A 16,142-nucleotide genomic window follows, 5' to 3' on the forward strand; every position below is an offset into this window, starting at 1 on the left:
CGCGGCGATGAACGAGCTAGACGAGTTGGTGGACCAGTGGCCCCGGAACCGGCCGCGCACCGTCGCGCTGCTGGCCGTGCGCCAGGCATTTTTCGACAGCGGGGCCGTGCATTGGGCGGTCGAAACGGTGGCAGACGAGGACCAGGAGAACATACACGCCCTGATGCTCAACGAGCGCCAATGGGTGCAGCGCAGCGACCCGGAGAAAGCCGCCCGCCACGCCCGCAACTTCGCGCTGGCCGAGGCGGCACTGGTCGAAAGCCAGCGCCGCAAGCAAGGCCCCCCAACTGGCAAAGGGCCGCGCCAGGCCCCGCAAGCCCCCCAGCAGGCGAAGGCGCTCGCATTTGCGCCTGCCCAGCCCCGACCGAACAACCGGCCCACCGCCCGCCCCCGCTACACGGCCGCGCAGCTGCAACGCGACCCGCTGGCCTACCAGGCATCGGTGAACGAGCTAGACGAGCTGCTAGAGCACTGGCCGTACAAGCGGAACCGCATACTCTATCTGCTGGCCGCGCACGAGGCCCTGGCGCAACAAGGCGGCCGGACGGAAGATGAATCGCAGCTACTCGACCCCGGCAACCCGGCCCACTACGCCGACCGGGCACAATACGTGCGACGGGCGACGGCCCGGGCGGCCGGCCCGCAGCGCGCCGACCGCCACCGCCAAGCCAGGCGCGAGGCCCTAAGCTGGTTAGAGTGTCAGAAACTATACCCGAAAACGAGGCCCTAAACCGGAAAAGTACCACGCCGGCCGCGCCCCGGACGGAGCCCAAAACCTGCCCTTTTTTCAAGAGTTGTCCGACAAGGAATCTTATGTTAAGTAACAAAAGGGAGAAAAGGACCAGCCTCGTTGCGGCGGCCTTTTCTCCCTTTTGTTCAATAAACCGAGGACCATCGGGGACGGTCGCCAGAATAAATCTTTTGACTTCTGCGCTAAAAATGCGAAAATGTTGAGATAGTCCAAGCGATTAAGCGTCAGCGCGCTAAACGTTCACTATTTACCCTTGACACCCTGTCTAGCTAATGAGCCGCCATAGAGAGCGCTCGATACTTAATAGATAAGGGAAAAGTCAGAGTAAGAAAATGAACTTCAACCCTTTAACTCAATTACTGCGTAACAACCAGAAAGAAATCATCGTTGGCGTATTTGCGCTGTTAGCGGTTGCCCTACCCATGTGCAAGGAGACGCCGGCTCCCGCGCCGGCTCCCATCAGCAATACTGTTACAGTCAACCTGCCCGCCGCTGCTCCCGTGGCCCCGGCTGCCCACGACACGACCGTGGTTATCCATCATCACTATTACCATTACGAGGCCCCCCGGCCCCGCAAGCCGCGCCGTAAGCCGGCGGCCAAGCCATTGCCGCCCCGGCCCAGCTGCCCGTGCGCTGATTCCACGGAAGCCGGCGCGTAAGGTCTGGCGGGAGGGCTGCGCAGCCCTCCCGCAAAGGCGTAGGCCATTTTCGTTAGTGGTAAATTATTTTCGATTCTGGTAAATTTTTTGTATCTTTGTGGTGTTAGCCACGAAAAAGCCAACTATGAGATAGGAAATAAAATGAATTAACAAGTAGATTATGAACGTACTAAGCAAGGAAAAAATTAGGAGATATGCTATTGAACACCTCGACGTAGCGAATGCTATTCTGGAACTCTACGACGACATGAAGGCCGCGAACTGGTCCAATGCCGCCGAGGTAAAGGCGTTTGACCCGAGCGCCACCCACGTTGGGAACAACCGCTGGGTTTTCAACCTGCTCCGCAATCGCTACCGCGTGGTGGTGAAGATTAACTACTCGCAGCTGCCAGCCTTTACCGGCCAGATTTTTATCCGCTTCATTGGCACCCACGCGGAGTATGACCGCATTGCCAATATCACGGACCTATGACGCAGGCGCGGGCTGCTGAAAAATTGTAAAACTCTAAAAACTGTACAAAATGACTATCCAAAATGATGCAGCGTACCAAGCCGGTATGAGCCGCTTGGAAGCCCTCACTAGTGATAACCCCGCCCATCTGGCGGAAATGGAAACGCTGGGCAACGCCCTCGAAGCCTACGAAGACAGCCACGGCCACGCGCCCGTGCGGCCGGATTCGCTCGTTTTCCGCATCGAGCGCTATATGTTCGAGCACCGTCTCAAAAAGCAGGAGCTGGCGCAGCTGCTGGGTATCACCAATAGCCGCCTGAGCGAAGTGCTCAACGGCAAGCGGGCCGTGAACATGGACTTAGCCCGGCGCTTGTACACCAAGCTGCACATTCCCGCCGAGTTTGTGCTGATGCACGCCTAGCCGCTACGCGGCAGCCAGTGAAAAGCCTCGCCCACCAAGCGGGGCTTTCTTGTTGGGGCCGTGCTACGGGGAATTGGCGGGCTTTTCGGCCGTGTGCTGTTTGAGGAAGCCAGCCAGGGCCGTTACCGGCTTGTCCGCGACCCGGCTGACCCCGAAGCAGGCAATGGCGGCGAACAGCAGGGCCGAGATGCACACGATTACGGTGAACGGGAGCAGGTGCTTTTGCGGAAGGCGCTCCGCGATAATGGCGAGCACTTTCCACAGGCCGGTCGGCGCGGGGTTGGGGAGTTTGGAGGGGCTGGGAGTAGCAGGCGTATTCATAAAGTTCTGGGTTGGTTTAGTGACGGGGGAGGAAGGCGAGTAAAACCGCCGCTACTGAAGCGGTGGTGCAAGACTAGCAAGCCCCGCAAAGCACGAATTCAGGATTTGTAAATAATATGACAAGGTGCAATGCAGCGTTTCCAGCCAGTAGGGGCACTTTTTTGGAAATTGCGCTTTGGTGGCGTGGGTAGGTTGTCATCATTGATGGAGAAAAAAGGAGGGGGAGCCGTGCGCGCATTGTCAGCACAAAGAGCTGGCGCAGGCGTGGGGAGAGCGCCCTTGCTGGGGGGAGGAACAGGCCGGATAAGTGGTGTGGTTAAGTCAGCCCCACATATAGGAAAGCGGGGAGGTCGATTTTGTGGCTAATTCCTAGCTATTAAATTTCCAAATCGAGGCCCTTCCAAAAAAGGACACAAAAAAGCCCCTTCAAAAAGGGGCTTTCCAGGCTGTATGAGCACTTTTCAGAATTTGGCCAAAATGGCGGGGCCGCTGAGGCGTTAAAAAAAGCCCGCTGCCAGGGTAAATCCTGAGCAGCGGGCGAGGCCGTATTGGGGGGAGGTAAAGCTGGGAAAGAAGGCCGTATTTTGCGCCGTGCAATAATGCCGGCGTGGCCGATACTCATGGCTGGCCGGCCACGCTCAGCGACGCGGAGGTGCTCACGCGCCTCATGCAGCTCAACCAGCAGCGAGTAGCTGAAGAAGCAGCCGGCACCGTGCGCTACCTGCGCCCCGAGTACCAGGCCCCCGGCCAGCAAGCTGCCTTGGCATTGCCGGCAACCGCAACCGCCGCGACGGTGGCCGCCGCCGCTACCGCCCAGCCGTGGCCAGCCGAGCTAGCCCAGCAAATGCTCGCCGTGCGCGCCATCGTCCAGCCGGCAGCCGGCGAGGCCCTGAGCAGCGCCCAGGTAGCCGCCCGATTCCGGCGCACCAAAGCCGACAAGGTGAAGCCCTTGCTCGATACACTGGCCATGATGTCGCAAGTACGGCACTTGGAGCTGGAAGACACCTACGCCACCTAATCACATTAACTTCTTGACTAGTCACCGCTTAGCCGGTGACTAGTCAAGTGTGGGTTAAGGATGACTAGTCAGAGTTTGCGAACTGTTTACTTTGTGGCTTCTGACTAGTCACCGTCCCGATGGAAAACACCGCTACTTTTCTAACCATAAAGCAAGCAGCTCAACAGGTTAACAAGTCTGAGCAGACGATACGGCGACTAGTCAAACAACACGCGAAGACTAGTCATATCCAGGTTGAGCAGACCCCCAAGGGCAATACCTATCTGATTAGTCAGACGTTTCTCGCGCAGCAATACCCCGGCCAAGCCGAACCGTTGCCGGTAGTGACAACGCAGGCCCAGGTGCCCGAGGTTGCCGAGTTGCAAAGGCAGCTGGCCGAGCGTGACCAGACCATACAGCAGCTGCAAAACCGCTTACTAGAGCAGAACGACGTGCTGAACGCGCTGACTAATCAAGTGAATAGTCAGCGTATTGGACGCATTGAGGAACTGCTACTTAGCCAGAATGAGCAGCTAGGCGAGCTGCAAAAGCGACTGCCTGAGCCAGGGGAGGCCCCGGTAGTGCTGGCCGAGCCGGAGCCAGTCAGAAAAGGGTTTTGGCAACGGGTGTTTGGAAAATAAGACCAGATAACCACCGTTTCGGTAAACTTTATTTTCGGGCTTTTAGAGGGACAGCGGGTTGACGGGGTGGTTTGGGGGGCAGCGGTCGTGGGCGCGGCTGGGTGCCGTTGTTGAGTTGCACCGCTGCTCCCGTGAGCCCGCCCATTGTGAGCACAACCATGTCTAGGTCGCCGTCGCCGTCGATGTCCCCCAGCCCCAAGTTGCCGGAGTAGGACCCGACGGTCAGTTCCTGCGGGCCCGTAAATCCGCCCCGGCCGTCGTTGCGACGCACGCTCACCGTGCCCGCAGCGTCGTTGTTGGCTGCGAACAGGTCCAAGTCGCCATCGCCGTCCACATCCCCCAGGGCCACGTCGAACGGGTCGGTGCGCTCATTCCCGCCGGGAGCGACGCCCACCTCTCGGGCCCGGCCGAACCCGCCGCGCCCGTCGTTGCGGCACACCCCCACGGCCGGGCGCCCGGCCAGAGCCAGCAGCAAATCCAAGTCGCCGTCGCCGTCCACATCGCCTACGACCAGCCCGTGCGGGGCGCTGCCGTTTTCCCCACCCCGCCCCACGCGCACTTCCTGCGTCCCGCCGAAGCGGCCGGACCCGGTGTTGCGGCGCACGCTCACGGTGTTGGCGCTGTCGCCGTGGGCTGCCAACAGGTCCAAATCCCCGTCCCCGTCGACGTCGGCCAACACGATGCAGTAGGGCCACTTGCCGACCCGTACGTCCGCGTCTTGCCGGCTGCCGAAGACGCCCCGCCCGTTGTTGCGGCGCACGCTCAGGGTGGAGTCGTAGTAATTAGCCGTCACCAGGTCCAAATCGCCGTCGCCGTCCACGTCGCCCACGGCGATGCTGGCCGGCGACGCGCCGACCTGCGTCGTGGCCCGCGTGCGAAAGCGGCCGTTCCCCTGGTTGAGGCACGTTTGCGCCGTGCCGTCTTCCGCATTCGCCAGCAGCAAGTCCAAATCACCGTCGCCGTCCGCATCGGCCAAGACCACGGCGCGCACGTCCACGCCGGCTTCCACGTCCGGGGCGTTGCGGAAACGGCCCCGGCCGGTGTTTAGCCGAACCTTGACCACGCCACGAAACCCCGATTTGGGGTCGGGAACCGCCGCTACCACGTCCAGGCGGCCGTCGCCGTCCAAGTCACCGACGGCCAGGTCCACGGGCACGGTAAACGGGTCAAGGTCCAGCGCAGGCCCGGGTACGAACGCGGCTCGGGACGGCCGCTCGACGGCGGTGGTAAACTGCCCCACCCGGGGGGCACCCGGACCGGCGGCGCGGGTGACGGTGTACTGCACGGTTTCACCCGGTTGGTAAGGGTATGCTGTTGGCGCCCAGTGCAGAGAGGAGCCCTGAACCGTCGCAGGCGTGGCCTCGCGCGTGCGCCGCCCGCCGCGCTGGGCGCTAAACACCTGCAAGCCAACGGCCGAGGCCGCGGGCAGAGGCCGGGCAAAGCGGGCCGTGACAGGTGAACTCGAGGGCACTGCGGCGACATTGGCCCGGGGGTGCATAACGACTTCGGCCCGCACTTGGGCACCGACGGTGGTGGGCCAGAGCAGCCCGCTGCCGACGAGCCATTGCGCCAGAAAAAAGAGGGACGGTCGGGGCATAAGCGAAGCGCTTGGAAAAACTACAATGCCCGAGCAGGGCCTAGTTCAAAGATATGCTGTCACAGGGGCGGGGCAGCTGTTTGTTTAATTGCTCCTTCAATTGAACAGAGCTCGTTTACCTTGCCACCGTTTAGCTGAACATCGTCAACCGGTAGCATAAGAGCTTCTGCGCAACTGCTATTTTATTCTTGCAATGGGCTATACCCTCCGTGCCTTCGTTGGCCGCGCTGACGTCTTAGGACTTATAACCGACGCCTATCCTGAGGCTGTACTCGTGGAACTAGGACAGGATTTGTGCCTCATTCCACTCACTGAAGACCTCTTCGATGCCGTGGTGAAGTGCGTACCCTCGGAGCGTATCGTGCCTCTTGGGTTTTTAACGGCGCAGTTGGAACGGCAGGTCGTGGCGACCATCGGCGAACGAGCGCTGGGCTACCTCGAAGCCGAATACTTTGGCGGCCACGGCGAGCAAGCAGCCGTGCTCTGGCAAGGCAGACGCCGACTCATATCAGGGCCCGGTGCTGGGGCCATCAACACAGTGCTCGAGCAGTTGGGGGTGACTCCCACCGCACGGCACGATGCGTTCGACGCCGTGGGCTTGGGGAAGCACCGCCACATCGAGGACTGGCTGCCTGAATAACCACGGACCTATTTAACGGCTCCTTTCTTTGGATGGAGCGCGTTTACCGCACGACCGTTTACCTAAACGGGAGCGTGTGCGTTCTCTGCATTTTTAGGCGAGGCTTAGGTTATGGAAGAATGGCTGAGCCGAAATGTTTGTGATACCTTGAGCCATTGTCCTTACTTATTGCATTTTCTGCCGTGGCCCCATTCCTCTTGAACGAAGAATCGCCCATCACCTTTGGGCTGTGGCTATTCAGCATTCCGGCGTTCGGACTCTATGTGGGGTTCTCGTTACAACGGGGCGAGAAATTACGGTAAGCTCCAACGCGTTGTTTATCAATACACTTTGCTAGCCCCTCATAAAATGCACGTTTTAAGAGGCGCGCAGTAGTTAGGTAAAAAGCGGCCTGCAATAGCCAGTATTATGCTTTTTATTGCCGTCTCACAAATCAATGAATCACTTCGGGGCTCCTTAGTGAGATAACGAGACCCCCTTACCGTAATTTCTCGCCCCGTTGTAACGAGAACCCCTATGTAGGGTTCCTGGCTTTGTTAATCAACCGGAAATCGTTTGGGTGGCGGGTCCTAGGGCTAATCCTGGCTATGGCTGTGGCCCTGTTCGGGCTGTTCCTTTTTGAAGACTTGCGCTGGTGGAGTGCGCCTTTTGTCTTTGCTCCTCTGCTCTTCGGCGTCTACGGAGTGTACGTTATGCCTAGAAAGCACTCTAACTCCTAGTCTACCTTCGGACCGTTTGAATGAACGGGGGTGTAAGTTTAGATATGAAACAAAAAAATTCAGCGTCAAGCCGTGCAGTCCGCCATTACTCCCCAGTTTGGATGCCTTTAAGTGTGGGCATCCTGCTGGTTATGCTGTTCTTTTCAGCAGACGCTCAGCCTCGAAGCGGTCGTGACGTCCCCCATGATTATTGCTTTCGGCTCTTCACTCGGCAGGGCACGCTCGTCAATCCTTCCGATGGCCAGTACCGGGTTTTATTTGCTTACCCCCGGGCAATGGGGCGGCAGAAACTGGCCGACTCGGTGCGGTTTCAAAAGGGCTACTATTGTCTCACGTCGCATTTCGGGGCGATGCCGCAGGTCCGCGTCATTGCGGGCCCCGACACGATGACGGTCCAAGCCACCGCATCCACCCTGGATTCCATCCCTTTCCTTCCCGGCACCTACCGCATCGGCAAAGCGTTCAACCCATTGTTCGACGTCACACCCCGGCCCGGGGTGGCCATTCGAAACAAAACATGGGACTTTTTTCGCCTCCGCTCCCCAGCAGGCGAAGCTCGGGCCGATACCTTGGCCGAAGTGCCCAGTCGCTTCTGGAAGGATGCTCAGTGCCGGGTAGAATACGAGGGCTTTAGGCCGGGTTTCTGGGGGTTTTGGAGCGACCCGCAGATAACCTCTACGCTGTACGTCTGGAATCGCAACGAGCTATTTGCCAGCCGGGACCACGGCCTCAACTGGGGGGTGGTGTACGACATTGGCCCCGGATGCGAAATCAGGTGCATAGCGCTGAAAAGCCCCCAAGAGGTGGTTGTGCTCGTGCGACGCTGGTACGCACCCGCCGGTTCCAGCCGTGACCTATCAACCGAAGACTTATTGGAAGCCCGACTATCGCGAGATGGTGGAAAAACCTGGATGCGTGACCCAGCCCTGTCGGGCCAACACTTCTGGTACCTGTCCTTTCGCAACCGCACCACCGGCCTGGGCTTTGTCCACCGCTACGTTAACAACGACCTGCACACGGTCGGCTTTGCCACCGCCGATGGAGGAAAGACGTGGAAAGCGCTGGGGGCGGTGCGCGGGCAGCTATTTCCCGACAGCGAATTGAAGCCCATCTATTGGTCGCCGGACACGCTGGCGGTGGCGAGCATGGGCTTGTTTTCCCTGGACCGGGGCACCTCCTGGCGGAAATTGCCACCGGGACGGCATGCCTACCCCCGGGCCCAGTTCTATCCCTTTGTGGCAGAACCGGGCCCCCGCGAGGACGTGCACGCCCTATGCTCGCAGCGGGCCGGGAGCACCATGGTTGACACGCTCCTAACCTTTCGAAACGCCCTTTACTACGCGATGGCCTTTACCCCGCGGACCTGGTGCCTCAACTTTAATCGGGCCACCCTGGTCACGCAGGACAACGGCAAGACCTGGCGCTATTTCTATGGCAACACAGGGGGGAGCATTTTTTATGTGAATATCGCGGACAAGTATCTGTTTACCGGCGCAAGCCGGATTACCCTGCCATGAGCAAAACAGGCCCTCTTTGTTTGGTTAGATAGTCTGCGGTTGAAGCCAATGCTCGTTTGACTGAACGCCACTACCAAGGCGCTGGTAGGCCCTGCTATCCTGCGCTACGGGCCAGCTTGCGTTCAATAAACTGGTTCAATTAATGAGTTCAGCAAACTACCCCTCGGGGATGAGTTTCGTGAACTCCTGCAACGGGCACAGTAAAGCCAAACGAGGGTTACATTAGCTATACAGGACAACATATTCTGCCAATTCCAATTGCGCCCCCCCTCGCCCTCTGCTGCACCGCCCTCGTTGTTCTACGGATATGTGCTACCCGCCTTGGTGGCCCTGCAATTTTTTGGGCAACCAGCGGCGTACAATTTCTTGGAGCACTTTAACGGCCAGCACGATTCGAAACGAGGCAACGTCTTTCTACTGATAACGAGCCTCACCTTGTTTGGGCTGTGCACGTGGATAGGACGATACGCCTGGAATGCGGGAAGAATAGGCCCTAGGAGCCTAAGTGCTTATGACTGGCTGGCTGGACTGAACTTGGTGGTGGCCCTAATTCACCTCTTGAACATTCTCCCCGGCTCACCCATGGTCTTTTGACGACTGTTCATTGTCCGACTACACGCCCAATTGTGGAGAGCCTTATCGTCGTACCAGCCTAATTATCTGTTCAGCGAAACGGTGGTTTTGGCAAAAGAGGGCTAACGGGTTTTGGTCGGTTTGTCGAACAGCGGCCCATTGCTCCCTTTTTTGATTCCCAGGATAGTAAGCAGCAGGCCCGACAGGGAGTGCGATTTGGTATGCTTGCCAGTTTTCAAGTCGTGGGCGAACTTGTTGCAGGCTGCGACGTGCGCCGGGTTGGCCAGGATTTGCGCTACCAGTTCGGGCGTGGTGATGCTGAGCTGCGCGAGCAGCCGGCCGGCATTCTCGACCTGATGCGGAACAGTAGGCGCAGGAGTTGCGTCGGGCACCAAGTCAAAAGCTATTGTTGTGGCCGGGATTTGGGACTGCACAGTGAACACAATGTTTTGATAGGCCCGGCCCACTTTCTCTATTTGGTAGCCAATGCGCAGGTCGGTTTTTTCATTGACTTGCTTCACGGCCACGTCCAGCACCTTCTTTCTGAACATTGCGAAAATGGTGTATTCCTCGTTGCCCTTGTCGTCAGCTAAGCCTAGTGTCTTTTTCAGGTCCAGGATAGCTACCTTTTTAGTCTGCCCTTTATCCTTCCACTGGCTGCAAATCTGGTAGATACGCTTGGCGTGTTTGCTAGGCAGGTTCAGCGCCGCCTGAACTTGAAACGAGGTGAAGTTATTTTTGAGGTCGAACAAATACGGCGTAGCGTACTCATTGAATTCCAGTTCAATAACTCCCGTTCCCAGGATATAATCTATCCGTTTGAACAGCACAATCTGCCGGAATACCTCTTTGCCGTTGTGGTAGGTATTGATTTTATGAACCCGGCCCATCATTTCCTCAGTAGAATTTCTTAACTGTTTGTAGTTAAGTTTCTTACTGGTTAGTCGTTCTAATTCCGTCACCGATATTTGATACACATCGTCGGGCGAATCTTTCCGCAGCTTGGAGAGTAGCACCAAGAAGATGTTGGCCTGCGTTTCCGTGTACTCATATCGGGCATTGGTCAGGGCATTAGCCTGGCGCACTTCTATGTCCTGTTTCATCCGAGGGGGTAGCTTACGGCTGCAATAATAGCCAAAGCTAACCATCAAGGCTAACAGTTACGGAGTAGAGTTAGCTTTGGCTTATAAAAAGTTAGCCTCACACTTATAAAAAGTTAGCTTTAGACCTCATTCTGGCTTATAAAAAGTTAGTGTTCACTTATAAAAAGTTAGCCTGAGCTTATAAAAAGTTAGCTTTTGTGCTTGCAATTATTTGATTTTCAATTAGTTCTGAGCCCTACAAATAACAAATAGAGACAAATAAAAAATACACAATTGTGTTGTCGTCAAAAAAAAGGCTTTTAGGGCTTCTGGATAGGCCCCACGGCGCAGCCCAAACAAAAACAACAAAGTCCTAGAAGCCAGTAACTTGCGCGCATTTTAAAAACTGTATATTATTAGCAATCAACAGTATAAAAGATTATTGTTGTGCTTATTTGTGCGGCCTTGTGCCCCGGTTTACTGCTGAGTTTTAGGCTCCTTTTACCGGCCGGCCGTACCTACGCCAAACCTTCTTTTCTACTGGTATGGCTGCATTTTTTCACTGGTTGGGCATCCTGATTGGGGCCGTAATTTTTGGCGTTGTCGCGCACTTGGTGGTCCTGGTGCTGAAAAAAGTAGCGCCACCGGCTGCCCAGGGCCTTTACCGGGCGACGCTGATACCGGCCGCCCCGCATGATTGGGTGCCCTCCTTAATCGGCTTTACGGGCCTATTTCTGGCCACCGGCATCTTGCAGCACTGGTTGGGCGGACTGGCCACGCTGCTGCTGCTGGCCTGGTTGGGGTGGAACGTGTACCGCGCTTATTCCAGCCCCCAGGAGGCCACAACCGCCGCAGGAGCCGCCCAGGGCCTGAGCTTCACTCTCCGCACCACCAGCGGCCCGAACGTGCGGCTAGGGAACCCGTTCCGGGGCACCTTCATTGCCGGCGGCGCGGGCAGCGGCAAAAGCAAGTCGATTATTGAGCCCATTCTGCAGCAAGCGGGCGCGGCCGGCCTAACGGGGGTGGTCTATGACTTCAAATTTCCCACGCTGGCCGAGGAAGTGGCCGGCAGCTACGCCGGAGGCACCGTAACGCCGTATTTCGTCAATTTCACCGACCTCACCCGGAGCCACCGGGTAAACCCGCTGGCTCCCGAGCTGCTGACCACCGCCAGCTTTGCCCGCGAGGCCGCGGCCACCATCATTACCAATCTGGACGCGAAAGCCGCCCAGCAGCGCAATTTCTGGATTCAGTCGGGCGAGGTGCTGCTGGCCGGGTGCATCTGGTACTTGCGCCGCAACCACCCCGCGCAGTGCAGCTTGCCCGCCGCCGTGAGCATGATTCTAGAAGCCGACGCGCCGCAGCTGCTGGCCACCTTGCAGCAGGACGAGGAAGTGCGCGGCCTTATTGCCTCCATTGCCAGCGCCAGCAAGTCGGAAAACACGATAGCCGGGGTGTTCTCGACCATTCAGAATTACCTCGCCGTGCTCAACACCCCGGAGATTTTTTGGGTGATGAGCGGCGACCAAGTGCCGCTCGACCTGAACACGGCCGCCACGCCGGGCGTGTTGGTGGTGGGCAACGACCCGGCCCTGAGCACGACCTTTTCCCCGCTCATTTCCCTCGTCGTGGCCACGGCCATCAAACGGCTGAACCAGCAGGGCCGCTTGCCGAGCCTGGTGCTACTCGACGAAGCGCCGACGCTCTTTATCCCAAACTTTGCCCAGCTACCGGCCACGGCCCGCAGCAACCAAGTGGCCACGGTGTACGCCGTGCAGGACGTGGCCCAGATGGAGGCCCTGACAAGTCGGCAGGAATCCGAGATGATTCTGGCCAACCTAGGCAACCAGTTTTGGGGCCGCACCACCAACACGGCCACGGCCGAGCGGGTGAGCAAGATGTTCGGCAAAATCGACAAAACGTACCGGTCCACCACGGAGGGCACGAGCAAGAGCGACCCCCTGAATATCTTCAAGCCGAGCACCCGCAGTAGCAGCACCAGCGAGTCGGTGAGCATCCAGCAACGCGACAAGATGGAGGCCCAGCAGGTGATGCGGTTCGGGGTGGGCGAGTTCGCGGGCCTGGTGGTGGAGAGTGGCCGGCCGGAGTTCCGCGCCACCTTCCGAGCCGAGCCGACGAAGGCCGTAAAAATCGCCCCGTTCCAGGAGGCCAGCGCCGAGCAGGTGCGCCAGAATTTCACGGCCATCAAGGCGCAGGTGCGGGCCATCGTGGGCGGAGAAGCCGGCCCCGCGCAGGAAGTCCAGGCGTTTGCAATTGCAAAACAAGAACCCGCCGAGCAGCCCGCCCAGGGTGCCGAAGATTTTGCAATTGTAAAACCAACTACGACCGAAACAACCCCCAGCCCGGCCACCACGGAAGAGGAAACCGACCCGAGTAAATGGTGATTAGCCGGTTTGCAAGCAGCTTATAAAAACTCCTAGTTAGACTTATAAAACCTGTCCTTTCCCCCGGAAAGCAGCAAGGGACAACCCGGCCAGTGAACCCGGAAAGAGGCTTTTAGGATAGACCAGGCGCAAGGGAGGCCCAGGTGAGCAAGGGGGGGGATTTGGCCCATTCTTCCCTTTTGTTTTACCTTGCTACCCGAAGCGAAACCGGATGACAGCAGACGGTGCGACTAGCCCCAGGGTAAGCAACGATTCCGTTCTGAAAGAAGCGAGCAGGAACGCTATTCGCTGCGCTTCATACCGTTCCGCTCTACGTTAGATAGTTGATAATAAGCAGTAAAGCAAAACATAGTGAACTCACAGCGAGTACATGCGTATGTAAAATTCTGATTATCAGTAATAATTTGAGTTCAAATACGAGTTCATGGACAAAACGATACGCGCCGAGGAAGCGGCCTATGACGGTTTCCGGCAACTGGCTAAGGAGTACGAGCTGAGCAACCCCGAGCTGCTGGCCGCGATGGTGCAGTACTTCCGGGTGACCAAGGCCGACCCCCGGCACCCCACCGGCCCGGACCTGACCACGAGCCTGGCCAAGCTCACGGCCAAGCTAGCCGACCTCGACAAGCGCACGATTGGATTTATCCGGGAGCAGGAAAAGACCTACCTTAAGCCCATTCTGGCCGAGGTGCAGGCCCACAAGGTGCTGGCCGCGCCGGCCACGAGTGCCCCTGCTGGCCTGAGTAAAGCCCAGGAGCAGGAGCTGAGTAACTGGTTTATCCGGGTGCTGCGCCGGGGGCTCCTGCCGGCCCAGCTCACGCCGTTGTTCCTTTCCGGCACGTTGCCCCCGGCCCCGGCCAAAGGCCAGGACGACCCCGCGCTAGTTGCCATCAAGCAGGCGTTATTGCAGGCGTTGCGGCTGGCCATCCGGCCCGAACTGATGGACCCGGCCATGAACCCTAACCCCGCGCCGGCCGCTCCCGGAGCCGCGTCCAGCACCCCGCCCGCCCCGGCCAGTGCGTCCGTTTCACCACCCAGCCAGCCCGCGTAATGGTGGCTAAAATCCCCAGTTCCGGCAAGGGCCTTTCCCAGCGGTCGGGCAGCTGCGGCGGCCTGGTGGCTTACTTAGAAAAGGAGATACAAGGGCAGTGGTTTGGCCTCGACCGGGAGGACGTGCCGGCCGCCGAAGTGGTGGCCGCGCTCGATGCCAACAAGCGCAACCTGAACCGCGACGCGGACAAGTATTACCAGGTGGTGCTCGCCCCGAGCCAAGCCGAATTGCGCCACATTGACAGCGACCCGGAGAAGTTGCGGGCCTACACGCGGGCGGCGATGGAGCAGTACGCGGCCAACTTTGGGAAGGGCATCGAGGGCCGCGACCTGGTGTACTTCGCCAAGGTGGAGCACGAGCGCACGACCAACCACCAGGACCGGGCGGTGCAGGTGGGCGACGTGGCCAAGGGCCAAGCCAAGGCCGGCCCGCAGACGCACATTCACGTCATCGTCAGCCGGACGGAGAACCTAGCCCGCTATAACGAGCGCAAGCTGGCCGGCGAGCTGGAGCGGAAAAACCCGTACCACCTGAGCCCGCTGACCAACCACAAGAACACGCAGCGCGGGGTGGTGACGGGCGGCTTCGAGCGCAAGCAGTATTCGGAGCGGGTAGAGCAGGCGTTTGACCAGGCGTTTGCCTACGAGCGGCCCCTGACCGAAACCTTCCGGTATGCCCACACGATGCAGCACGGCACCCCGGAGGAATGCGCGGCCCTGCGCGTGCAGGCCATCCAAGAGCAGCAGCGCCAAGCGGTGCAGCAGGTAGCGCCCGAGCAGCCACAACAGGCCGTAGCCGAGCAGCACGAAATGGCCCCAGTGCCTCTAACGCCCGCCCCTGAGCAAGTAACAAAGCTGGCAGTGGAGCAGCCAAGCCCAAGGCCAGAGCGCAGTCGGGGTAGGGGAATAGGAATGTAGAATACTATTCGGAAAGCACCGTTTTGAGCCCGGTTATAAATTCGATAAATGCGGGTTCTAGACTACTCCGGCGTAAATAATTTGGATGATAAGTTCGGAAAGTATAGGCTGGTAAATCAGGATGTTCGAGACGTGCCAGCTCTCGCTTGGGCCACTCGGGAACATTCTGATAGACTACACCAGGGAAGATTCGTTGAATCCGGGAGTCAAAATCCGGCCCCGAAAAAAATAGGCAAACCTTCGGCTTGATGATGCTGATTTCTGCTACTAGCAGGTCATCTACTGTCGCTATTATCTGTTCCTGTTTGCCGTAGGAGCGCCCGCCATCTACATCAAACTTGCTTAGGTTAGTCCAGGCACACGAGTATGGAACACTGCCTAATGCCTGTTCTACTTTCCGGGTGACGTTCCAGAAAGGGGAAGCATAGTATCCTTCTCCTAGATTAAAATCTTCATAAACAGACATTTGTTTGCTTATGTCGTTCCCATGTAGGTATGCCCAGCCCTTTGTTTCTTGGCCAACAATCAACAGCGGCACTTTTTGCGTTCCGTAGGTTGGATTTGGCGACATGAGTAGAGGGCCTGCTAGGTCCGTGCCTTTGAATTGCAGGATAACATTCTCAAAGTCAGGCTGCCTATTCTGGTATAGGTTGTGTAATTCCTCATTCATAAGCCGAGTGTTCTTTGACCCAAATCTAGCCACAGATTGCAGGCGAAAAGTCTGCCATCTGAATGAAAAAAGATTGCTCGCGAACTCTTTACATTTGACATTCAGCGGTTGCCGAAAAGCTTCTAGAGTAGGCAAAACACACAAAATACACTTATATGGCTCACGCCCACTACGTAACATGTGATACCACCATCGACGGTAAGCCCATTAAAGGCTTGAAAGTGGAGGTGATAACCAACTTTACTTCAAAGCCAACGACCATTGATGTCCAAAAGGCTCTACAAGCACAGCACCCAGGGAAAAAAATAGGGGCCATATTTGGCTTGAAAGCCTAGCACAGCGTGCAATAGCGTGTGAAAATTTGCGCTTACACAGTGCATCAAAATCAACAAAGGCCGCCCTATAAGGTGGCCTTTGTTGATTTTGGGTTGATATATCAAATTGCCTCTGAAATAGCTGCCAATAATGGGCGAAAATGCCCTTTTCAGGGGTAATTGCGCAGTTTTTGGCGTATCTTGTAGTATGACAGGAAGCCAAAAAAGACAGTTTCGCCAGCGGTTTCAGGCCCATCTTTACCCGGTCAAAACCTTCCGGGGCGACCCCACCCGGCCGGCTTACACCCTATACAGTTTACACCAGTACCCGACCTATCTCGCGGCGATGAACGAGCTAGACGAGTTGGTGGACCAGTGGCCCCGGAACCGGCCGCGCACCGTCGCGCTGCTGGCCG

Annotated in this window: 16 protein-coding genes; 12 read left to right on the top strand and 4 right to left on the bottom strand. The window is 57.8% G+C overall.

All coding sequences use genetic code 11. The features are described 5' to 3' along the window. From ACYVHT_RS22830 to ACYVHT_RS22845, 4 genes are all read left to right on the top strand, one after another. A partial coding sequence (locus tag ACYVHT_RS22830) for a hypothetical protein (RefSeq protein WP_460557636.1) occupies window positions 1–730 on the top strand: 730 nt, incomplete at its 5' end. 443 nt (window positions 731–1,173) lie between these two features. After that, window positions 1,174–1,410, top strand: a complete 237-nt coding sequence (locus tag ACYVHT_RS22835; protein WP_460557638.1) for a hypothetical protein — start codon at window positions 1,174–1,176, stop codon at window positions 1,408–1,410. Window positions 1,411–1,570: 160 nt separating this feature from the next. Then, window positions 1,571–1,882 (top strand): type II toxin-antitoxin system HigB family toxin, encoded by a 312-nt coding sequence (locus tag ACYVHT_RS22840; RefSeq protein WP_460557640.1) that lies wholly within the window; start codon window positions 1,571–1,573, stop codon window positions 1,880–1,882. A gap of 49 nt (window positions 1,883–1,931) precedes the next feature. Further along, window positions 1,932–2,282, top strand: coding sequence for a helix-turn-helix domain-containing protein (locus ACYVHT_RS22845; protein WP_460557641.1), 351 nt, complete (start codon window positions 1,932–1,934; stop codon window positions 2,280–2,282). Between the two features lie 63 nt (window positions 2,283–2,345). Here ACYVHT_RS22845 and ACYVHT_RS22850 read toward each other — a convergent pair whose 3' ends face one another. Then, a complete protein-coding gene (locus ACYVHT_RS22850) occupies window positions 2,346–2,603 on the bottom strand; it encodes a hypothetical protein (protein ID WP_460557643.1) in 258 nt (85 codons plus the stop codon). Between the two features lie 607 nt (window positions 2,604–3,210). Here ACYVHT_RS22850 and ACYVHT_RS22855 point away from each other — a divergent pair. Together ACYVHT_RS22855 and ACYVHT_RS22860 are read left to right on the top strand one after the other, a co-directional pair. Continuing rightward, complete coding sequence (locus ACYVHT_RS22855; RefSeq protein WP_460557645.1) at window positions 3,211–3,621, top strand: hypothetical protein; 411 nt, start codon at window positions 3,211–3,213, stop codon at window positions 3,619–3,621. A gap of 119 nt (window positions 3,622–3,740) precedes the next feature. Next, window positions 3,741–4,241 (top strand): DNA-binding protein, encoded by a 501-nt coding sequence (locus ACYVHT_RS22860; protein ID WP_460557647.1) that lies wholly within the window; start codon window positions 3,741–3,743, stop codon window positions 4,239–4,241. A gap of 28 nt (window positions 4,242–4,269) precedes the next feature. Here ACYVHT_RS22860 and ACYVHT_RS22865 read toward each other — a convergent pair whose 3' ends face one another. Then, entirely contained in the window at window positions 4,270–5,838 is a 1,569-nt protein-coding gene (locus ACYVHT_RS22865; protein ID WP_460557648.1) for an FG-GAP repeat domain-containing protein, read from the bottom strand. A 193-nt stretch (window positions 5,839–6,031) separates the two neighbouring features. Here ACYVHT_RS22865 and ACYVHT_RS22870 point away from each other — a divergent pair, with 193 nt between their 5' ends. Further along, window positions 6,032–6,478 (top strand): hypothetical protein, encoded by a 447-nt coding sequence (locus ACYVHT_RS22870; RefSeq protein WP_460557650.1) that lies wholly within the window; start codon window positions 6,032–6,034, stop codon window positions 6,476–6,478. Window positions 6,479–7,310: 832 nt separating this feature from the next. Beyond that, a complete protein-coding gene (locus tag ACYVHT_RS22875; RefSeq protein ID WP_460557652.1) occupies window positions 7,311–8,714 on the top strand; it encodes a WD40/YVTN/BNR-like repeat-containing protein in 1,404 nt (467 codons plus the stop codon). A 695-nt stretch (window positions 8,715–9,409) separates the two neighbouring features. Here ACYVHT_RS22875 and ACYVHT_RS22880 read toward each other — a convergent pair. Next, window positions 9,410–10,390 (bottom strand): replication initiation protein, encoded by a 981-nt coding sequence (locus ACYVHT_RS22880; RefSeq protein ID WP_460557654.1) that lies wholly within the window; start codon window positions 10,388–10,390, stop codon window positions 9,410–9,412. Window positions 10,391–10,914: 524 nt separating this feature from the next. On the opposite strand from ACYVHT_RS22880, the gene ACYVHT_RS22885 reads away from it, so the two are divergent. The 3 genes from ACYVHT_RS22885 (at window position 10,915) to ACYVHT_RS22895 (ending at window position 14,742) form a co-directional block, all read left to right on the top strand. Next, on the top strand, window positions 10,915–12,774 hold the full coding sequence (locus ACYVHT_RS22885; RefSeq protein WP_460557655.1) for a type IV secretory system conjugative DNA transfer family protein: 1,860 nt from the start codon (window positions 10,915–10,917) through the stop codon (window positions 12,772–12,774). Window positions 12,775–13,198: 424 nt separating this feature from the next. Next, window positions 13,199–13,825, top strand: coding sequence for a BfmA/BtgA family mobilization protein (locus tag ACYVHT_RS22890; protein WP_460557657.1), 627 nt, complete (start codon window positions 13,199–13,201; stop codon window positions 13,823–13,825). Continuing rightward, window positions 13,825–14,742, top strand: a complete 918-nt coding sequence (locus tag ACYVHT_RS22895) for a DUF5712 family protein (protein ID WP_460557659.1) — start codon at window positions 13,825–13,827, stop codon at window positions 14,740–14,742. The genes ACYVHT_RS22890 and ACYVHT_RS22895 overlap by 1 nt, the downstream gene beginning before the upstream one ends. A 4-nt stretch (window positions 14,743–14,746) precedes the next feature. Here the strand turns inward: ACYVHT_RS22895 and ACYVHT_RS22900 are convergent, their stop codons facing one another. Next, entirely contained in the window at window positions 14,747–15,412 is a 666-nt protein-coding gene (locus ACYVHT_RS22900) for a hypothetical protein (protein ID WP_460557661.1), read from the bottom strand. 522 nt (window positions 15,413–15,934) lie between these two features. On the opposite strand from ACYVHT_RS22900, the gene ACYVHT_RS22905 reads away from it, so the two are divergent. After that, window positions 15,935–16,142 (top strand): hypothetical protein (locus tag ACYVHT_RS22905; RefSeq protein WP_460557663.1); only part of this gene is annotated, 208 nt, incomplete at its 3' end.

It is taken from the genome of Hymenobacter daeguensis (assembly GCF_054780555.1).

Coding starts and splice junctions, on each gene's coding strand:
- ACYVHT_RS22860 (WP_460557647.1), top strand. CDS start 3,741: ATGGAAAACACCGCTACTTTTCTAACCATAAAGCAAGCAGCTCAACAG.
- ACYVHT_RS22895 (WP_460557659.1), top strand. CDS start 13,825: ATGGTGGCTAAAATCCCCAGTTCCGGCAAGGGCCTTTCCCAGCGGTCG.
- ACYVHT_RS22840 (WP_460557640.1), top strand. CDS start 1,571: ATGAACGTACTAAGCAAGGAAAAAATTAGGAGATATGCTATTGAACAC.
- ACYVHT_RS22890 (WP_460557657.1), top strand. CDS start 13,199: ATGGACAAAACGATACGCGCCGAGGAAGCGGCCTATGACGGTTTCCGG.
- ACYVHT_RS22900 (WP_460557661.1), bottom strand. CDS start 15,412: ATGAATGAGGAATTACACAACCTATACCAGAATAGGCAGCCTGACTTT.
- ACYVHT_RS22835 (WP_460557638.1), top strand. CDS start 1,174: ATGTGCAAGGAGACGCCGGCTCCCGCGCCGGCTCCCATCAGCAATACT.
- ACYVHT_RS22870 (WP_460557650.1), top strand. CDS start 6,032: ATGGGCTATACCCTCCGTGCCTTCGTTGGCCGCGCTGACGTCTTAGGA.
- ACYVHT_RS22885 (WP_460557655.1), top strand. CDS start 10,915: ATGGCTGCATTTTTTCACTGGTTGGGCATCCTGATTGGGGCCGTAATT.
- ACYVHT_RS22865 (WP_460557648.1), bottom strand. CDS start 5,838: ATGCCCCGACCGTCCCTCTTTTTTCTGGCGCAATGGCTCGTCGGCAGC.
- ACYVHT_RS22850 (WP_460557643.1), bottom strand. CDS start 2,603: ATGAATACGCCTGCTACTCCCAGCCCCTCCAAACTCCCCAACCCCGCG.
- ACYVHT_RS22880 (WP_460557654.1), bottom strand. CDS start 10,390: ATGAAACAGGACATAGAAGTGCGCCAGGCTAATGCCCTGACCAATGCC.
- ACYVHT_RS22845 (WP_460557641.1), top strand. CDS start 1,932: ATGACTATCCAAAATGATGCAGCGTACCAAGCCGGTATGAGCCGCTTG.